The sequence below is a fragment of the Acidocella sp. MX-AZ03 genome (assembly GCF_027626035.1).
Taxonomy (GTDB): domain Bacteria; phylum Pseudomonadota; class Alphaproteobacteria; order Acetobacterales; family Acetobacteraceae; genus Acidocella; species Acidocella facilis.
On sequence record NZ_CP110774.1, the window covers coordinates 62,729 to 80,185 of the forward strand.

The window sequence follows — 17,457 nt, forward strand, 5'->3', positions numbered from 1 at the left end:
AAGGGTTTACGAAAACTGTAATGCTTAAGCGTATCATTTTCGAATTTTCTCATGTTCAAAACGGACAATTGCGTGTGGCGTTCAACAGGTGTTTGGATTAGAAGGCTCCTTAAAATAGTGATAAGAGAAATAAGGAGGCTTATCATGGTGGCGACCTCTAAAATATTCTTTCACCGTTCTGAAAATACGGCGCTGTTAGCAAAACCGAATCAGAAATCGCCGTCCCCGGTATTTTTTTCGATCGCGGGCGAGCCCCGTATAGCGGTCTGGCCATTATCTTTATTGTTTTGCATGGCGGTGATGGAGCCCGGAAAAGCACAGTCTACCGCGGATAATATCGCGGTGCTTCAAGAATCCATCTCGGCGCAACGGACGAAGCTTCAGAAAGTCGAGCAACAGCTCGAAAAGCAGGCTTTGCAGCTGCAGCAGCAACAGCAGTTGCTTGACCAGGAGATGGCGCAATTGCGTGCTGCTGGAACCACCAAGCCGCAGAAGCAACAGCCAGAGCAGGAAGCGGCCGCGCAAGACCAAGCGCCCGCCGAAACCGCGGGAGCCGAGCAGGAGGAGAAGCAGCAGCAAAGCCGGCAGGAACAGACTAAAGTGATCCTGCAATCCTCCACCGTGCTTACAGGTACGGGCGGCGTGCTGACACCAAAGGGTCAGCTGGTGATCGATCCTTCCGTGGAATATGATTACTGGACCCAGAACCAGCTCAATCTTAACGGGTTCACGATCATACCCGGGATTACCTTTGGTAATATTTTCATTTCTCACGTGGATCAACGCTATTTAATGCCCGCTCTGACGTTGCGTTATGGACTCACGAGCCGATGGGAGATCAATCTGAAAGTACCATTTGTGATGGGCTGGGGTAGTACCATAGCGCAACAGGCGGGTGCCGATGCGCGCCCTCTGACTGCCAGTGCCAACGCCGCCAGCATCGGCGATATTCAGTTTGGGACATCCTACCAGTTCAATAGTGGCAATAATGGCTGGCCGGTCTTCGTCGGTAATCTGACCTTCAAGACCGCAACCGGACAAAATCCATACGAGGTGCCGATCTACAACGCGATCAATACCAACGACCAACTTTTATACGGCGTCGCAAGGAAGCTGCCCACTGGCACCGGCTTTTACGCGCTGGAACCCAGCTTGTCGGTCTTCTATCCCACGGCCCCTGGCGTGCTGTTCGCCAATATTCAATACATCAAGAATTTCAGCCATACATTCACCATCCCCAACACCGGCGGCGGCCCTGGCGCACCGATAAATCTCTCGCCCGGCATGGCCCTGGCCGCCACGTTCGGGTTGGGATTCGCGTTGAATGATAAGGCTTCGATGTCTTTGAGCTATCAAGAAGAGCACGTGTTTCCTGCATCTGCGGGTGGGCGGAAGATCGCCGGATCGGCCTACGATTTCGGGACATTCAATTTCGGTCTCGGCTATGCATTCTCGCAGCGTACGAGCGTGAATATAGGGGTGGGCATTGGCGTGGGGCCCTATGCGCCGGCCGCGAAAATTCTGATCGAAGTGCCGGTGCGGATGAATCTATTTTGACAATACGTTCTAGCAGTTTGCTGAAAAACCCCGAAACTTGGTTTTATTTTTTCTGATTTAGCTTTGGGGCCTGGATTTTGGTTCAAGTGATTGAAGTTTCTTGCCGGTTTCTGGACTTTTTTCGTCCAGCGGACAGACTCGTCCCTTATATTGCCACCATTTTTGGAATGCGTACCAGATTATAGGCGATCAGGTTGAGCATGAAGGTGCCGGCGACCCGCGCAACGCCGCGCAGCTTGGTCTTGCGCATCGTGCCGTGCTGCTTGCCCCAGCCGAATATGCACTCGATCATCGCCCGGCGGGTCTGCGACATCGCATAACCGGGATGGCGCGTGGTGCGTCCGTCAATCGCGCTGCGGCGGTGCCTGCCGGTTTTGGTCTCACCGTTGTTTTGTGTGACATGCGGTGTCACGCCGGCGTCGCGCAGATTGGCGACATGATCGGCGGTATCGTAAGCCTTGTCTTCGCCTACGGTGATCCGCCCGGCGGCCGACTTGGCTTTGGCTTTCAACATCGCTTCCGAGGCTTCACGCTCAGCCGTGCCTGTGGCCTGGGTCACTCGGCCACCCACCGCCAAGCCGTGCCGGTTGTCCATCAGCGCGTGCCCCATATACGAAAGCTTTGCCTCCCGCCCAGCGGCCTTGCGGTACAGCCGGCTTTCCGGGTCGGTGGTGCTGGCATGGGTATCGTTCTTACGCTTCTGACCGTGGAAATCCGAACCATCATCGTCGCTGCCATCCTTCGGCCGGAAGCTCTTCTGCGACGCCCACGCCTCGATCAGCGTGCCGTCCACCGAGAAATGCTCATCCGATAGTAGCGGCGTCACCCGCGGGTGGTTCAGCAGCCGGCTCATGAATTTCTGGAATATATCGCCGTTCTGCAGGCGCTCGCGGTTCTTGCTAAACGTGGTCGGGTTCCAGACCGGATCATCCGGGATAAGCCCACAAACCAGCGGTACAGGAGATTATAATCCAGTTGCTCCATCAACTGCCGTTCCGAGCGAATCCCGTACAGCACCTGGATCAGCAGCGCGCTCAGCAATTGTTCAGGCGGCACCGAGGGCCGGCCTTCCCTGGAATACAGCCAGGCAAAGCTGCGGCTCATCTCATGCAGAACATCCCGCACCAAAGCACGGATCGCTCGCAACGGATGGGTCGCCGGAACCCGTGTTTCTGGTGAAACATACGAAAACATCCCGCCCTGATCTCGAAAAGAACCCCGCACCCCACGCCTCACAAAACCTGCCAGCCAAAGTGAATCACATCATAATCCCGGCCGCCAGGAGTTTTTCAGCAAACTGCTAAAACTCGGCGCTTTTGATTGCGCTCCACCGCTTTGAAGGCGGCTGGTACGGGCTCTAAAAACCATTCAATGGAGCGCCGTTCGCCGATAATATGTTAAACTTTTAACCCAACAGGTGAGCCAACACCTCCGTTAAAGCATGCAGCCAATTATCTCAAATCATTCGACGACTGACACATCGTGACCACCTGGCCCGCAAACCGCTTCATATATTCGAGTATCTTGAATTCGCGCGGCGTCAGCGACAATATTTGCGGACTGCGGGTGGCGCGGCGGGCGAGGCTGTCCAGGCATAGATCCTCAAGCTGCATATATTGCGCGCCCCCCGGCGGCCGGCAGCGGCGCACTACGGCCTCAACCCGCGCCGAAAGTTCGGCAACGGAAAATGGTTTGATCAGATAATCATCTCCGCCAGCCCGCAAGCCCTCGACACGATCCTCGATTCCGTCCAACGACGTGAGAAACAGCACCGGGGTTTGTACGCATGTCTCACGCAGCGCCTTCACCAGCGCAAGACCGCCGATACGCGGCAACATCCGGTTCACGATCAGCAGGTCCCAGAAGCTGCTACTGGCCTGCAGCAGCCCGGCATGGCCGTCCACCACTGCGGTTACTCAATGCCCCTCACGCCGCAACGCTGTTTTGACCATACGCACCGCCTCGGCATCGTCCTCAATCAGCAGAATCTTTTGAGATGCCATGCGCGCCCCCGAATCAGACAACCAGCCTACTGCGGGTCAGGTCTCAACATAAGGTCTGCCGTTTCGTGTCGCCGCGCCAAGGAAAGCAGGTCTCGGCCTGTTCAGCTGGCCTCTGCCGGGTGGGCAAATCATCGTCAAGCCTGCGCGCCTCGTCAGCGCGGCTCCAGCAGCCCGGCATGCGGCGGAATTCCACTATTTATTGACGACGAAATGTCATCGAACAATCATGATCTCAGCCTCAGGTCAAACCAGGAAGCTCACTCGCACGATCGGGCCGGGTTCCTGATCCAGCAGGGCGATCTCGGCAACGTGGAGCTTCGCGATCGCGCGTACCAGCGGGAGGCCCAGCCCGTGATCCGGTGTGTTGCGGCTTTGATCAAGCCGCACGAAGCTGAGCTGCTGCCGGTTTGGTGGACAGCGAGTTAAGCTAGCACGGCCTTGGCCTCGAACTCCATGGGGCTGAGATAGCCCAATTTCGAATGCCTGCGTCGTGGGTTATAGAAACGCTCGATATAGTCGAACACATCGGCCCGGGCCTGGTCACGGGTGCGGTAGGTTTTGGCAGCCGTGCGCTCGGTTTTGAGTGAAGAGAAGAAGCTCTCCATTGCCGAGTTGTCCCAGACATTGCCGGCCCGGCTCATTGAGCAGGTAATGCCATTATCAGCCAGCAAGCGTTGGAATTGCTCGCTGGTATATTGCGAGCCCTGATCTGAATGATGAAGTAGCGCGTCGGCCTTGCCGCGGCGCCAGACGGCCATCATCAACGCATCCATGACCAGCGCCGCATCGCGTTCCGCCTTCATCGACCAGCCGACGATGCGCCGGGAGAAGAGGTCAAGAACCACGGCCACATACAGCCAGCCTTCGGCGGTCCAGATATAGGTGAAGTCAGCCAGCCATTTCTGGTTTGGCCGGGCGGCGGCAAACTTCCGATCAAGGATATTATCGGCGATCACCGCACGCTCGCCCTCGTCCTTCGGCTTGGCCCGGCGCTTCGGGCGCGCCCGGAAGCCGTTCTCGCGCATCAGCCGCTCAACCCGGTGCAAGCCGCAGGCCAGGCCTTCTTCGAGCACATCATGCCACACGCGGCGCGCACCATAGGTTCTGTCACTGGCCTTGAAGCTCGTGTCGATCGCCAACGCCAGCTTCCCATCGTACACAGCCCGGTCACAGGCAGGCCGTTTGAGCCAGGCATGGAAGCCGGAACGCGACACCTCAAGAGCCGCACACAGCCAGCTCACCGGCCAGATATGCCGGTGCTTCGCGATGAAGGCAAACTTCACGTCGACTCTCTCGCGAAGAATGCCGCGGCCTTTTTTAGGATGTCACGCTCCGCCTTGAGCTTGGCGACCTCCTTCTTGAGGGCCGCAATCTCAGCCAGATCGGCCCGTTGCTGGCCATGGCCAGGGAACGCCGTCGCAGGCGCCGCCGCCAATTCACGCATCCAGCGCCGCAACACGCTCTCCGCCAGATCCAGGTCACGCGCCGCCTGAGCAACTGATACGCCCCGCTCCGTAACCAGCTTTACAGCCTCGGTTTTGAATTCAGCTCCAAACTTTCGTCTCGCCATATTCGTCCTCCGGTTCATGGGTCACGATCTTATCCTCGTGTCCACCAAACCGGCAGCAGCTCATAGAGCGCTGCAGAAGATAAGAAAGATCCATGATATGACGGGTGAAATCAAGGCGATGCGGTTGCAGCTGGGGATGGTCGGCGGCGGCGATGGCGCTTACATCGGCGGCATCCACCGCTTCGCGGCGCGGCTCGACGACCAGTTTGAACTGGTCGCCGGCGCCTTCGATATCGATGCGCAGAAAGGCCGCGCCTTCGCCGCTGGCCTGTTCATCGAGCCCGCCCGCGCCTATGGCGATTACCGCGAGATGATCGCGGCCGAGGTCCAGCGCATCGATCGCATCGACGTGGTGGCGATCTGCGTCCCTCCAACCATACGCATTTCCCGATCGCGGCGGCGTTCCTTGCAGCCAGTTTCGACGTGATCTGCGAAAAGCCGCTGACCACGACCTCCGCGGATGCGGTGGCGTTGGTGGAAATCGCCGCGCGCACCGGCCGCTTTCTCGGCGTCACCTACACCTATAGCGGCTACCCGCTGATTCATGCGGCGCGTGCGATGGTCGCCGCCGGTGAGATTGGCAAACTACGCGTCTTGCAGGTGGAATATCCGCTGGAATGGATGGCCACCGCGATCGAGCAGGGCGGCAACCAGCAGGCCAGTTGGCGGGGCGATCCCAAACGCTCCGGCCGCGGCGGCAGTGTCGGCGATATCGGCACCCACGCCTATCATCTCGCGGGCTTCGTCACCGGGCTGAAGCTGGAGGCGCTCTGCGCCGACGTGGCGACCTTGGTGGAGGGCCGCATTTTGCACTATAATGCGCATGTGATGCTGCGCTATCACGGCGGGGCGCGGGGCTGTTATGGTCCTCGAATCTGGCGGTTGGTTGTTCCAACGGGCTGCGGCTGCGGGTTTTCGGCGAAACCTGGCATCAGGAAGAGCTGAATAGCTTGCTGCACGCTCCGTGCACGGGCGGCCGGTGACGATCAAGCTCGGACGGGCACCTGCACCCCGCCCGGCCATCCCGAAGGCTATATCGAGGCGTTTGCGAATCTTTATGCTGGCTTCGCCGAGGCGATTCGGGCGCGGCGCGAGGCGCGCGCGCCGGGGCTGATCGGCCAGGCGGTGCCGACTGGCGAGGACGGGCTGAGGGGGCGTGGCGTTTGTCGATGCGGTGGTGGATTCATATGAGGGCGGCCAGGCGGGCTGGGTCAGACCGGCCTATGTCTGATGAATTCGAAAAAAACGGTGTATATGGGGAGATTTAGCGTGGACGATGAGTGAGGTCAGGTGGTGCCGGCATGGCTTGTCAGGCCAAAGCCAAACATGCCACCAAGCCAGGACGAGGTGACAGAGGACCGACACCGCATGGCCAAGACGACAACGCTGAACGCCAAAAACCTGGAAGCGCTCGGGGCCGAACGTCTCGCCGCGCTGCTGATTGAGATCAGCACCGGCGATGCCGCGGCGAAGCGTAGGTTGCGGATGGAGCTGGCGGGGGCGCAAAGCCCGGCCGAACTGGGCAAGGAGGTCCGCAAGCGCCTTGCCGCCATAGGCCGGGCGCGGAGTTTCGTCGATTGGCATGCCATCAAGCCCCTGGCGGCTGATCTTGAAACCCAGCGCGCGGCCATTGCGGGTGCCATCACCCAGCGTGACCCGACGGAAGCGCTCGACCTGCTCTGGCGCTTCATGGAGCTGGCGAATCCGGTCTTTTCGCGTTGCGATGACAGCAATGGTCATATCAGCCCGGTTTTTCACCAGGCCTGTGAGGATCTCGGCTCCATCGCCGTGCTGGCCAAGCCCTCGCCCCAGGTGCTGGCGGTGCAAAGCTTCACGGCGCTGCTGGCCAATGATTACGGCCAATATGATGGGCTTATCGTGGCCCTGGCCAAGGCGCTGGGCAGGCGGGGCGGGATCATCTGAAACAGCTCATGACTGATCTGTCGAACCGCCCGGTGGAGACACCCGCGGCGAAAGACCGGATCAGGATCGGCTACGGCGCCTCCGGGCCAATTTATCAGGATGAGATGGAAGAAAGCTCCCGCGTCAGCACGGTAAAGCTGGCCCTCCAGGAAATTGCCGACGCCCAAGGAGACGTTGACGCTTTCATCACGCAGTACGATGTTAAAACCCGCAAGGTGCCGGTCATCGCCGCCAAGATCGCCCAGCGCCTGCTGGCGGCAGGGCGGTTGGAGGAGGCCTGGAGCGCCATCGAGGCAGCCGTACCCCGCCCGCACGCTCGGGAGGATCGGCTGGAGGTCGAGTGGGAGGATGCCCGCATCGCGGTTCTGGAGGCGATGGGCCACGCCACGCAGGCCCAGGACGCACGCTGGCGCTGCTTTGAGCGCGCGCTATCGCCCGCGCATTTGCGGGACTATCTGAAGCGTCTGGCTGATTTCGACGATGTCGAGGCGGAGCAGAAGGTACTGGATCTGGTCAAGAAACACGATCATTTTCCGCGGGCGCTTGGCTTCCTGATCTCATGGCCGGACCTGAACCGCGCGGCGGCGATGGTGCTGGACCGCGCCAGAGAGCTTGATGGCGATTATTATGAAGTTCTCACCCCCGCTGCCGAGGCACTGGCGGGCAAACATAATCTGGCGGCCGTGCTGGTGCTGCGGGCGATGATCGACTTCGCGCTCATCCAGAACCGGTCCAGCCGCTATAAGCACGCCGCCCGGCATTTGCTGAGCTGCGCCAGCCTGTCCGCCGGGATCAAGACGTTTGGGCGCCTGGAACCGCACGATGCTTACGTGGCACGACTGCGGCGCGAGCATGGCCGCAAGAGCTCGTTCTGGAGCCTGTTGGACTGAGGGGCGGTGAGCTTTCAAAAAGGATTGAAATGAGGCGAGCTGACGTTGTATATCCGCCTTGGATATATATGAGGTTCTCATGCTCGCGCGAACATCACTCTTTCTCTCCAACCGCTCGCAGGCTGTGCGGTTGCCGAAGGCGGTGGCATTTTCCGAGGGAGTGCACGAGGTGGTCATCGTTCCCGACGGCCCGCGCCGGATCATCGCGCCCGCCGAAGCGGCTTGGGATGATTTCTTTGACGCGCCGGGGATTGATCTGGGCGAGCGTGTGCAGCCGGTGGCGCAGGAGCGCGAGCGTTTCTGATGTTGCGCTATATGCTGGACACCAACCTCTGCATCCGTGTGCTCAGGGATCGGCCGCAGGAGGTGAGGACGCGCTTCAATGCTAATGCCGAAGCCTTATGCCTTTCGGATGTGGTTCTCTATGAATTGCTTTATGGCGCTGAGCGTTCGAACGATCCGCCGCGCATCCGCCGCGAGGTCGAGCATTTTGCTGGGCGCCTGACGGTGCTGCCTTTCGACAGTGAGGCGGCGGCCCATACCGCCGAGATACGCGGCGATCTTGAGCGGCTGGGTAATGTGATCGGACCATATGATCTGATGATCGCCGGCCATGCGCGCAGCAGAGGCTTGATCGTCGTCACAGGTAATCTTGGCGAATTCCAGCGTGTGTTGGGGTTAAGGTCTGAAGACTGGCTGGAATAGCCGAGCAGCGCGCCGGCTAGCACATTTTTCAGAATTTACCGTAACGAATTCGCCGATTTTAGCGCATTATTTATCACATAATCCAAAATATATTAAAATAATACAAATAAAACAATAGTTTGTTGTGTAGCTCGTCAGGCTCATAACCTGAAGGTCGCACGTTCAAATCGTGCCCCCGCAACCAGTTTTACCGAACTCATGAACAAGTCAGGAACGCCCTCAGTGCTTCGCACCGAAGGCGTTGTTTTTGTTGGGGAGCCGGCAGGCCCAGGCGGACCATCGCCGCCAGCGCGCCCGTGAGAATAATCTCCGGTTCACCCTGCGTTCCCAGGCCGACATCCACGCGCTCAATCAAGTTCCGTAGTGCCTCCAGCACCGCGCTGTTGTTGCCGTCGGCAGACGCCAATGCGGCCTGAAGCGTCTCGACCCGCTGGCGGTAGAGTTCCGCCAGGTTCGGGTGGATCGACGGTGCCGTGCTGGCGGGCGCCGACAGCCGGGCCTGCAGCTGCGCTTTCTGCTGTGACAGCTTCTCCAATTGCTGCTTCAGCTCCTCGGTCCGGAAGCCGTCCATCACCGCCTCTATGATTTTGCCGATCTTGCGCTCGATCGTGGTCAGGCGGCTCTGGTCATGCGCCCGGTCGGCATTGCTCTCGGCGGCCAGCCGGTTCCACTCGGCGGTGAATTCGGCGACGAACTCCCGTACCGCCTCAGGCTCCATCAAATTGGCGTGCAGGGCCTTAATCACCGAAGCCTCCAGCTGCGGGCGGCGCACGCTGGCCATGTTGGAACAGGTACCGAGTCTGCGTGCGGCGCCACAGGCGAGATAGTCGCGGCCAAGGTTGCTGAGCGTCCCGCCGCAACTGGCGCAGAACAGCTTGCCGGTCAGCAAATGCCTGGCCCGGCGGGTCTCCCAGAATTTGGGCCGGTCACAGGCGCCAAACTTAACAGTTTCTATGCCTTCAAAGGGTAGAATCGTCTAAATCATATTAAATCCCGCCTAACTGTCTTTGTCGATTTGATTTTGCAAACACTCCGCACAGTCTTGCCTTTCTTTCCAGGCCTGGTCGTATTTATTAGGGGCACCCGATTCACGAGCGGGCCGAATTTGTTGATGCAATAAGCAAAGTCTTCATTGATTTGGGCCATCGTTCTGTCAGGCCGCTCATAGCGGACCCCTTGCTGCTGTCGATGTAATAGTCAGAAGTCCGTGAAAAGCTTGCATTTCACCAAAATCCGCTCCAGCTTTTCACGCGAATACGCCCATATTGTCTTGTCACTTTCGTCTAGCAGTTTGCTGAAAAACCCCGAAACTTGGTTTTATTTTTTCTGATTTAGCTTTGGGGCCTGGATTTTGGTTCAAGTGATTGAAGTTTCTTGCCGGTTTCTGGACTTTTTTCGTCCAGCGGACAGACTCGTCCCTTATATTGCCACCATTTTTGGAATGCGTACCAGATTATAGGCGATCAGGTTGAGCATGAAGGTGCCGGCGACCCGCGCAACGCCGCGCAGCTTGGTCTTGCGCATCGTGCCGTGCTGCTTGCCCCAGCCGAATATGCACTCGATCATCGCCCGGCGGGTCTGCGACATCGCATAACCGGGATGGCGCGTGGTGCGTCCGTCAATCGCGCTGCGGCGGTGCCTGCCGGTTTTGGTCTCACCGTTGTTTTGTGTGACATGCGGTGTCACGCCGGCGTCGCGCAGATTGGCGACATGATCGGCGGTATCGTAAGCCTTGTCTTCGCCTACGGTGATCCGCCCGGCGGCCGACTTGGCTTTGGCTTTCAACATCGCTTCCGAGGCTTCACGCTCAGCCGTGCCTGTGGCCTGGGTCACTCGGCCACCCACCGCCAAGCCGTGCCGGTTGTCCATCAGCGCGTGCCCCATATACGAAAGCTTTGCCTCCCGCCCAGCGGCCTTGCGGTACAGCCGGCTTTCCGGGTCGGTGGTGCTGGCATGGGTATCGTTCTTACGCTTCTGACCGTGGAAATCCGAACCATCATCGTCGCTGCCATCCTTCGGCCGGAAGCTCTTCTGCGACGCCCACGCCTCGATCAGCGTGCCGTCCACCGAGAAATGCTCATCCGATAGTAGCGGCGTCACCCGCGGGTGGTTCAGCAGCCGGCTCATGAATTTCTGGAATATATCGCCGTTCTGCAGGCGCTCGCGGTTCTTGCTAAACGTGGTCGGGTTCCAGACCGGATCATCCGGGATAAGCCCACAAACCAGCGGTACAGGAGATTATAATCCAGTTGCTCCATCAACTGCCGTTCCGAGCGAATCCCGTACAGCACCTGGATCAGCAGCGCGCTCAGCAATTGTTCAGGCGGCACCGAGGGCCGGCCTTCCCTGGAATACAGCCAGGCAAAGCTGCGGCTCATCTCATGCAGAACATCCCGCACCAAAGCACGGATCGCTCGCAACGGATGGGTCGCCGGAACCCGTGTTTCTGGTGAAACATACGAAAACATCCCGCCCTGATCTCGAAAAGAACCCCGCACCCCACGCCTCACAAAACCTGCCAGCCAAAGTGAATCACATCATAATCCCGGCCGCCAGGAGTTTTTCAGCAAACTGCTAAATCGAGAAGATCGAACGCAATGCCAAATTTGGGGGAAAAGATCCCATAGTCGTCATCGGTCTTCAGATCTTTGTCGTTCCGACCGATTTCCTCCAGGAAAAATCGGGGGGGTATGAAAATAATCCATTCCGCAAACAAATACAGCCTCGGTTCGCCAGCCAAAGCCAATATCAATGAGGCTGTCATTTTTGGATCCCAAAATCGGTGTTTCAACGCTAGGAAAATAAGCGTTAAAATATTCGGACCACCGTTCGATTTTGCTTTCGTACGGACAGAGTGCACGTTCCGCCTGTAGAGAATTCATGCCGAATTTAATGACGTGATGTCCGTCTTGATAAACTCCTTCATCTGGAGAAATTGTCCACTTCATCAGTTTTCCTTTCGGTCAGTTCAGGGGCGGTTTTGGTTGATCTGGTTTTGTAGGCACTCCACGTAACGCTGCATTTCTTTTATGGCTTCATCATATTTTTGCGGGTCACCGGATTTAGAACGCCTTTCAAAACTCTTGCGCGACGCGAAACGGCTGGTTCATAGAGGGGAATGTCCTCTGTTCTGATTCCCGAAGGCCTCTGGCCGACCTTTGAATAGCTGCTTCCGTCGCCCATGGCCAAGCCCCGCGGTGGCCGGCCCCGCATTTCCGATAGGGCCGCGCTCAGCGGCATTCTGTTTGTCTTGCGCAGCGGTATCGCGTGGGAGGATTTGCCGCCGGAGCTTGGCTGCGGCTAGGGTGTCACCTGTTGGCGGCGTCTGCGCGACTGGCAGGAGGCGGGTGTCTGGGAGCGGCTGCACCATGAGGTGCTGCGCCGTCTGCTTGGCGCGAACAGGATAGATTTCGGCCGGGTCTGCCTGGATTCATCCTCGATTCCGGCAAAAAAAGGGGCTCTGCCACGGGCCCAAATCCAACGGATCGCGGCAAGCCGGGGACGAAACGGCATCTTGTGACCGACCGGCTCGGCATTCCTCTCGCAGTGAAACTGACCGGCGCAAATGTCCACGACAGCACCATGCTCGAACCAATGCTCGATGCCATGCCCGCGATTCGCGGCAGGCCGGGCCGTCCCCTTCAACGGCCAAAGAAGCTCCACGCCGACAAAGGCTATGATTATCCACGCTGCCGAAAGGCGTGCCGCCGGCGTAGCATCTTGCCCCGCATCGCGCGAAAAGGCGTCGAGAGCAAGGAAAAGCTCGGGCGCCATCGCTGGCTTGTCGAACGGGCATTCGCCTGGCTCAATCGCTTCCGCCGGCTGACAATCCGCTACGAGCGCCGCCAAGACATCCATCTCGCCCTCACAAAATTGGCTTGCTCATTGATATGCCTGCGAGCTTTACATCAGAGGTTTTGAAAGGCGTTCTAAAATGGACAATCAAAACTGCCTGACGCCAAACTTCTTGATCATTGACTCCATCTCCATCCGTGAAAAAGCACCGATGACTTTGTCGCTTTCCTCAAGACCAATTCGATCAAACGCTATTCCATATTTGGGGGACAAAAAAGAATTTTCTATATCGATCCAAAGCTCTGAATCTTGCTTTCGAATCTCCTCTAAAAATATTTCCGGATTAGCATGGAAATAATCTAATCCACCGACGTAAACGGCTTCCGTTCTCCACCCGAAGTCCATATGAACAAGGGCATCACTCCGAAAATTCAACGTAGGATATTCGATCTCTTTGAAAGAGCAAGACAGAATTCCAGAAGGCCTTTCGGTCTTTTTCCTGAAGCTGCCGCATATCGTCTCAATGTCCGATACGCTCATTCCAAATTGGATCTTACCGGCTCCTCTATACGGATCGATTATCCACTGCATCTTCAATTCCTTCTGTTTTAAATTAAGATTTTTTCTTGTCGATTTGATTTTGCAGGCATTCTGCATAATCTTGCATTTCCTTCAACGCTTGGTCATATTTTTCGGGTTCTCCAGATTCGGCGGCAATTTTTTTGACATCCTCAATATCCATTTTGGCTGCATCCAGAAGCTTTCCTTCCCTGACCAATTGCGCCTGCTTGGCTCTATCAGTTTGCTGAAAAACTCCTGGCGGCCGGGATTATGATGTGATTCACTTTGGCTGGCAGGTTTTGTGAGGCGTGGGGTGCGGGGTTCTTTTCGAGATCAGGGCGGGATGTTTTCGTATGTTTCACCAGAAACACGGGTTCCGGCGACCCATCCGTTGCGAGCGATCCGTGCTTTGGTGCGGGATGTTCTGCATGAGATGAGCCGCAGCTTTGCCTGGCTGTATTCCAGGGAAGGCCGGCCCTCGGTGCCGCCTGAACAATTGCTGAGCGCGCTGCTGATCCAGGTGCTGTACGGGATTCGCTCGGAACGGCAGTTGATGGAGCAACTGGATTATAATCTCCTGTACCGCTGGTTTGTGGGCTTATCCCCGGATGATCCGGTCTGGAACCCGACCACGTTTAGCAAGAACCGCGAGCGCCTGCAGAACGGCGATATATTCCAGAAATTCATGAGCCGGCTGCTGAACCACCCGCGGGTGACGCCGCTACTATCGGATGAGCATTTCTCGGTGGACGGCACGCTGATCGAGGCGTGGGCGTCGCAGAAGAGCTTCCGGCCGAAGGATGGCAGCGACGATGATGGTTCGGATTTCCACGGTCAGAAGCGTAAGAACGATACCCATGCCAGCACCACCGACCCGGAAAGCCGGCTGTACCGCAAGGCCGCTGGGCGGGAGGCAAAGCTTTCGTATATGGGGCACGCGCTGATGGACAACCGGCACGGCTTGGCGGTGGGTGGCCGAGTGACCCAGGCCACAGGCACGGCTGAGCGTGAAGCCTCGGAAGCGATGTTGAAAGCCAAAGCCAAGTCGGCCGCCGGGCGGATCACCGTAGGCGAAGACAAGGCTTACGATACCGCCGATCATGTCGCCAATCTGCGCGACGCCGGCGTGACACCGCATGTCACACAAAACAACGGTGAGACCAAAACCGGCAGGCACCGCCGCAGCGCGATTGACGGACGCACCACGCGCCATCCCGGTTATGCGATGTCGCAGACCCGCCGGGCGATGATCGAGTGCATATTCGGCTGGGGCAAGCAGCACGGCACGATGCGCAAGACCAAGCTGCGCGGCGTTGCGCGGGTCGCCGGCACCTTCATGCTCAACCTGATCGCCTATAATCTGGTACGCATTCCAAAAATGGTGGCAATATAAGGGACGAGTCTGTCCGCTGGACGAAAAAAGTCCAGAAACCGGCAAGAAACTTCAATCACTTGAACCAAAATCCAGGCCCCAAAGCTAAATCAGAAAAAATAAAACCAAGTTTCGGGGTTTTTCAGCAAACTGCTATAGAGTTTCGCGTCTTCGCCGGAGCCATTGCTCATCGTATCTTTGTGGTCCTCCGGTTCCATCTGAATTGCCGGTCCATCATCCCGCGCTGGCCCACCTCCTGCCTCGTTGGCCTGAGCGGCTGGCATATGATGAGAATCCAGCCCATCACCTTTGGGCTCCTTGGTTTCTCCATGCGCGCCGCCCCTGTATTTGCCTCCACCATTGCCCTTGTGCAAATGCGCACACGGGTCTTCATCACATTCAACGCAAGGCTCGGAAGCATCACGTCACGGCGAGGGAACTCTTGGGGGCAGGTCAGTCTTCAAAAGGGCGAGCTTTTTCAAAAAGAGGCAGGAACTCCTCATGGGAAAACGCCCATATCGTCTTGTCGCTTTCATCAAGATCGATGAGGTCGAAGGAAATGCCAAATGTCGATGACAAGATATTCCCGCCTCTGCTCTTTTTGAGTCCAGAATCGAGACGCTTTACGCTTTGCAAAAACACGTTCGGTTTTGTATGAAAATAATCTGTATCGAGAATATATACGGCTTCCGTTCTCCAACCAAAACCGAAGTCTACGAGTAAACCGTTACGAAATCCAAGAATTGGAGTTTCGAGATCCGGAAAATAAGCATTAAAATATTCAGAAGATCGCTCTATCGTTTTCTCAAATGGACGAAATGCTTTTTGCACCTGCTCTGGCTTCATACCGAGTTTTATCGGGCCAGTCCCCTCATAGGGGTCAATCTTCCATTGCATTCTTATCTCCTTCCTTGATCATCATGGCTTGCCCTTATCTATCTGATTTTGCAGGCACTCCGCGTAAGCCTGCATTTCTTTTAACGCCTCATCATACTTGGCCGGATCACCGGAGGCCGCAGCAATTTTTTTGACGTCTTCAATATCCATTTTGGTGGCATCAAGAAGTTTTCCTTCCTTGATAAGTTCCGCCTGCTTCTCTCGATATGCCTCCGGCCCTGCGCCTCCGCCATAACTTGCCGTATCGCGATGATCTTTGGGCTCCATCTGGATAGCCGGCCCATCATCCCTTGCAGGCCCGCCTCCCTCTTTGCTCGCCTGGGCCGCCGGCGTATGGTGAGAATCCAGCCCATCCTTACTTGGCCCTTTGGTTTCGCCATGTGCGCCGCCCCTGTATTTGCCTCCACCATTGCCCTTGCGCAAGTGAGCGCAAGGGTCTTCATCACATTCCACGCAAGGCTCGGAAGCATCGGAGTCCTTGAGCTGCTCATCGGCTTTGGTATTCGCCTGGACAGCCTGATGGCCCGCATGTTGGTAGATCTCGGCCCCAATGACGCTCACTGCCGCGGCGCCGGCGATGCCAAGTGCCACGGCGTCGACCGCGACGTCCAGGCCGGGAATGAATTGGGCCGCCACAAAGGCCGCCCCGGCCGTTGCGCTCATGCCGCGCCCCTTTGCAACATCCGCTCACCGATGGCCGCCAGCAGCCGCGCAATCGCCTTGTCGGGGCCGTCCGCCGCGTTCCGGAGATAGTCCAGGGCAGGGGGCGCGTTCCAAACCTCGCCACGGCTGACCAAGGTCAGATAGGCGAAGCGCCCCAGCCCCGCCTCCGTTTTCAACCCCCAGGCGCGGCCCTGCGCCTCGCTCCGCGCCACGAAGCCCAGCAGCCCGGCCTCGTCCATGTCCCTGGTCTGCTCCGGTGCGGCATCGCGCAGATAGGAGGCTATGGCCCGGTGCGAGCGCGCCGTCATCGCCCCGGAGAGGGCCTGCATCTGCGCCTCGCTCAGCACCAGCCGCCCGTGCGCGGGCGCCGGCCAGTCCGCCCGGCGCTTGGCCTGCAACGCCCCTTCCGGCGCCGCGATCGCCAGCGCCGCCGCCGGGCCGAACAGCCGGGCGCGCTGTGCTGGGGTCAGCACCGGCAGGATCATCGCCAGCACGCCCGGGTCCCAATGGCGGAACATCACCGTCCGCTGCGCCGTGGCGAACGGGTCCGGCGCAGCATCTTGGGCTGGCGGCGGGGCCGGAATCTCCACCAGGTTCAGCGTGCGCAGATGCCGGTAGAAGGCGGGCTCGTCCGGTTCCTCTACCCGCCAGAACACGGCCGCACCCTCGATGCCCTCGGTGCGCAGCAGGTTGCGCAGCCGCCGCTCGTTCAGCAGCGCTAGGTGCGGGCCGGCGCGCACGACCCCGGCATTGCCGCGATATTCTAGGAACAGCGCGCGCGCTGCCACGTCCACCTGCCGCAGCAGGGCGGGGAGGTCATCGTACTTCGCGCCATCCAGCACGGCGAAGACTGGGCGCGGCCATTCCACCAGAATGTCGGCAAGACCGGCCGCCATGCTACCCCATGCTCATGAAGGGCGCGCCCGCCGCCGCGGCCTGGCGCGGGCAGGGCGGGGCAGCCGGCCCGGCGCCCACCGCCCCGGCATTGCCGCCGCCACCGCTGCCGCCGCTCTCGCCGATCAGCACCGTGAAGCAGCCCAGCGCGATGACGCCGCCATGTGACATCTGGTCGCCCATCCGCGCCGCCGGCATGCCGCCGATCAGCACTGTGGAGGAGCCCATCGCCACCGTATCCGGCGGGCCGACGCACACCGCCATGTCGGAGACGCGCGCTGCGGGAAGGCCCCCGACCAGCACGGTCGGGCAGCCGGGACCGGAGACGGGCCCGCCGACATGCGGCACGGGGCCGTTGCTGGCCGGGCAGGTGTGCATGTCCGTCAATCGCGCCGCTGGCTTCCCGGCCATTCATTCGCCCCTCGATAGAACCAAGCGCAACCTAGGCGGGCTGTTGGCGCGCGTAAATAACGCCATTCATTACGAGGTGATCATTTGTCGGCCACTTGCGGCACCCGGACTTCCGGCGCATCCGCGACGAGGTGCGGCGCCTGGCCAAGATTCCAACCTGCATCGGTTGGGGCCACCAAGACCATCGCCAAGTTGGCGAACAGGGTTGCCAAGGAG

General features: G+C 58.7%; 19 protein-coding genes and 4 pseudogenes. 8 read left to right on the plus strand and 15 right to left on the minus strand.

Annotated features, from left to right (window positions below; all coding sequences use genetic code 11):
* Positions 1-144 precede the first annotated feature (144 nt).
* Complete coding sequence (locus GT370_RS00360; RefSeq protein ID WP_008495783.1) at positions 145-1,557, plus strand: transporter; 1,413 nt, start codon at positions 145-147, stop codon at positions 1,555-1,557.
* Positions 1,558-1,702: 145 nt separating this feature from the next.
* Here the strand turns inward: GT370_RS00360 and GT370_RS00365 are convergent.
* The 4 genes and pseudogenes from GT370_RS00365 to GT370_RS00380 all read right to left on the minus strand — a co-directional run bounded on the left by GT370_RS00365 (position 1,703) and on the right by GT370_RS00380 (position 5,130).
* Positions 1,703-2,781: pseudogene (locus GT370_RS00365) on the minus strand (IS5 family transposase).
* A 227-nt stretch (positions 2,782-3,008) separates the two neighbouring features.
* Positions 3,009-3,464, minus strand: a complete 456-nt coding sequence (locus GT370_RS00370; RefSeq protein WP_008495874.1) for a response regulator transcription factor — start codon at positions 3,462-3,464, stop codon at positions 3,009-3,011.
* Positions 3,465-3,803: 339 nt separating this feature from the next.
* Entirely contained in the window at positions 3,804-3,947 is a 144-nt protein-coding gene (locus GT370_RS00375; protein ID WP_270183708.1) for a hypothetical protein, read from the minus strand.
* A 35-nt stretch (positions 3,948-3,982) separates the two neighbouring features.
* Positions 3,983-5,130, minus strand: a protein-coding gene (locus tag GT370_RS00380) for an IS3 family transposase (protein WP_270183331.1) whose coding sequence is annotated in 2 segments (ribosomal slippage) — positions 3,983-4,881 and positions 4,881-5,130 — 1,149 coding nt in all. Because the reading frame shifts where the segments join, the coding sequence is not laid out codon by codon here.
* A gap of 97 nt (positions 5,131-5,227) precedes the next feature.
* Between GT370_RS00380 and GT370_RS00385 the strand changes: the two genes are divergently transcribed.
* The 5 genes and pseudogenes from GT370_RS00385 to vapC all read left to right on the plus strand — a co-directional run bounded on the left by GT370_RS00385 (position 5,228) and on the right by vapC (position 8,648).
* Positions 5,228-5,557 carry a Gfo/Idh/MocA family oxidoreductase gene (locus tag GT370_RS00385; RefSeq protein ID WP_270183709.1) on the plus strand — a complete coding sequence of 110 codons (330 nt, stop codon included), beginning with the start codon at positions 5,228-5,230 and terminating at the stop codon, positions 5,555-5,557.
* Complete coding sequence (locus tag GT370_RS00390; RefSeq protein ID WP_270183710.1) at positions 5,554-6,075, plus strand: Gfo/Idh/MocA family protein; 522 nt, start codon at positions 5,554-5,556, stop codon at positions 6,073-6,075. Before GT370_RS00385 ends, GT370_RS00390 begins: the two co-directional genes overlap by 4 nt.
* Positions 6,076-6,498: 423 nt before the next feature.
* Positions 6,499-7,943: pseudogene (locus GT370_RS20645) on the plus strand (DUF6880 family protein).
* 79 nt (positions 7,944-8,022) lie between these two features.
* Complete coding sequence (gene vapB / locus GT370_RS00405) at positions 8,023-8,247, plus strand: type II toxin-antitoxin system VapB family antitoxin (RefSeq protein WP_039885769.1); 225 nt, start codon at positions 8,023-8,025, stop codon at positions 8,245-8,247.
* Positions 8,247-8,648: a tRNA(fMet)-specific endonuclease VapC gene (gene vapC, locus GT370_RS00410; RefSeq protein WP_008495786.1), complete on the plus strand. Its 402-nt coding sequence runs from the start codon at positions 8,247-8,249 to the stop codon at positions 8,646-8,648. The genes vapB and vapC overlap by 1 nt, the downstream gene beginning before the upstream one ends.
* Before the next feature lie 196 nt (positions 8,649-8,844).
* On the opposite strand, the gene GT370_RS00415 is transcribed toward vapC, so the two are convergent.
* The 3 genes and pseudogenes from GT370_RS00415 to GT370_RS00425 form a co-directional block, all read right to left on the minus strand.
* A complete protein-coding gene (locus tag GT370_RS00415) occupies positions 8,845-9,537 on the minus strand; it encodes a zinc ribbon domain-containing protein (protein WP_270183713.1) in 693 nt (230 codons plus the stop codon).
* Between the two features lie 530 nt (positions 9,538-10,067).
* A pseudogene (locus GT370_RS00420) lies at positions 10,068-11,146 on the minus strand (IS5 family transposase).
* Between the two features lie 132 nt (positions 11,147-11,278).
* Positions 11,279-11,596, minus strand: coding sequence for a hypothetical protein (locus GT370_RS00425; protein ID WP_270183714.1), 318 nt, complete (start codon positions 11,594-11,596; stop codon positions 11,279-11,281).
* Positions 11,597-11,829: 233 nt separating this feature from the next.
* Here GT370_RS00425 and GT370_RS00430 point away from each other — a divergent pair.
* A pseudogene (locus GT370_RS00430) lies at positions 11,830-12,569 on the plus strand (IS5 family transposase).
* Positions 12,570-12,590: 21 nt separating this feature from the next.
* Here the strand turns inward: GT370_RS00430 and GT370_RS00435 are convergent.
* Both GT370_RS00435 and GT370_RS00440 read right to left on the minus strand, forming a co-directional pair.
* The gene (locus tag GT370_RS00435; protein WP_008495829.1) at positions 12,591-13,034 is read right to left on the minus strand and encodes a hypothetical protein; all 444 of its coding nucleotides are present in this window, start codon (positions 13,032-13,034) and stop codon (positions 12,591-12,593) included.
* Between the two features lie 22 nt (positions 13,035-13,056).
* Positions 13,057-13,185 (minus strand): hypothetical protein, encoded by a 129-nt coding sequence (locus GT370_RS00440; RefSeq protein WP_270183715.1) that lies wholly within the window; start codon positions 13,183-13,185, stop codon positions 13,057-13,059.
* A gap of 132 nt (positions 13,186-13,317) precedes the next feature.
* Here GT370_RS00440 and GT370_RS00445 point away from each other — a divergent pair, with 132 nt between their 5' ends.
* On the plus strand, positions 13,318-14,397 hold the full coding sequence (locus tag GT370_RS00445) for an IS5 family transposase (RefSeq protein ID WP_083878918.1): 1,080 nt from the start codon (positions 13,318-13,320) through the stop codon (positions 14,395-14,397).
* Positions 14,398-14,486: 89 nt separating this feature from the next.
* On the opposite strand, the gene GT370_RS00450 is transcribed toward GT370_RS00445, so the two are convergent.
* The 6 genes from GT370_RS00450 to GT370_RS00475 form a co-directional block, all read right to left on the minus strand.
* Positions 14,487-14,750: a hypothetical protein gene (locus tag GT370_RS00450; protein WP_270183716.1), complete on the minus strand. Its 264-nt coding sequence runs from the start codon at positions 14,748-14,750 to the stop codon at positions 14,487-14,489.
* A 79-nt stretch (positions 14,751-14,829) separates the two neighbouring features.
* The gene (locus tag GT370_RS00455; RefSeq protein WP_144052690.1) at positions 14,830-15,273 is read right to left on the minus strand and encodes a hypothetical protein; all 444 of its coding nucleotides are present in this window, start codon (positions 15,271-15,273) and stop codon (positions 14,830-14,832) included.
* Between the two features lie 21 nt (positions 15,274-15,294).
* Entirely contained in the window at positions 15,295-15,936 is a 642-nt protein-coding gene (locus tag GT370_RS00460; RefSeq protein WP_008493788.1) for a hypothetical protein, read from the minus strand.
* Positions 15,933-16,832: a DUF4123 domain-containing protein gene (locus GT370_RS00465; RefSeq protein ID WP_270183717.1), complete on the minus strand. Its 900-nt coding sequence runs from the start codon at positions 16,830-16,832 to the stop codon at positions 15,933-15,935. The genes GT370_RS00460 and GT370_RS00465 overlap by 4 nt, the downstream gene beginning before the upstream one ends.
* 1 nt (position 16,833) lies before the next feature.
* The gene (locus tag GT370_RS00470; RefSeq protein WP_081822299.1) at positions 16,834-17,241 is read right to left on the minus strand and encodes a PAAR domain-containing protein; all 408 of its coding nucleotides are present in this window, start codon (positions 17,239-17,241) and stop codon (positions 16,834-16,836) included.
* Positions 17,242-17,321: 80 nt separating this feature from the next.
* The gene (locus tag GT370_RS00475; protein WP_270183718.1) at positions 17,322-17,453 is read right to left on the minus strand and encodes a hypothetical protein; all 132 of its coding nucleotides are present in this window, start codon (positions 17,451-17,453) and stop codon (positions 17,322-17,324) included.
* Between the last annotated feature and the right edge of the window lie 4 nt (positions 17,454-17,457).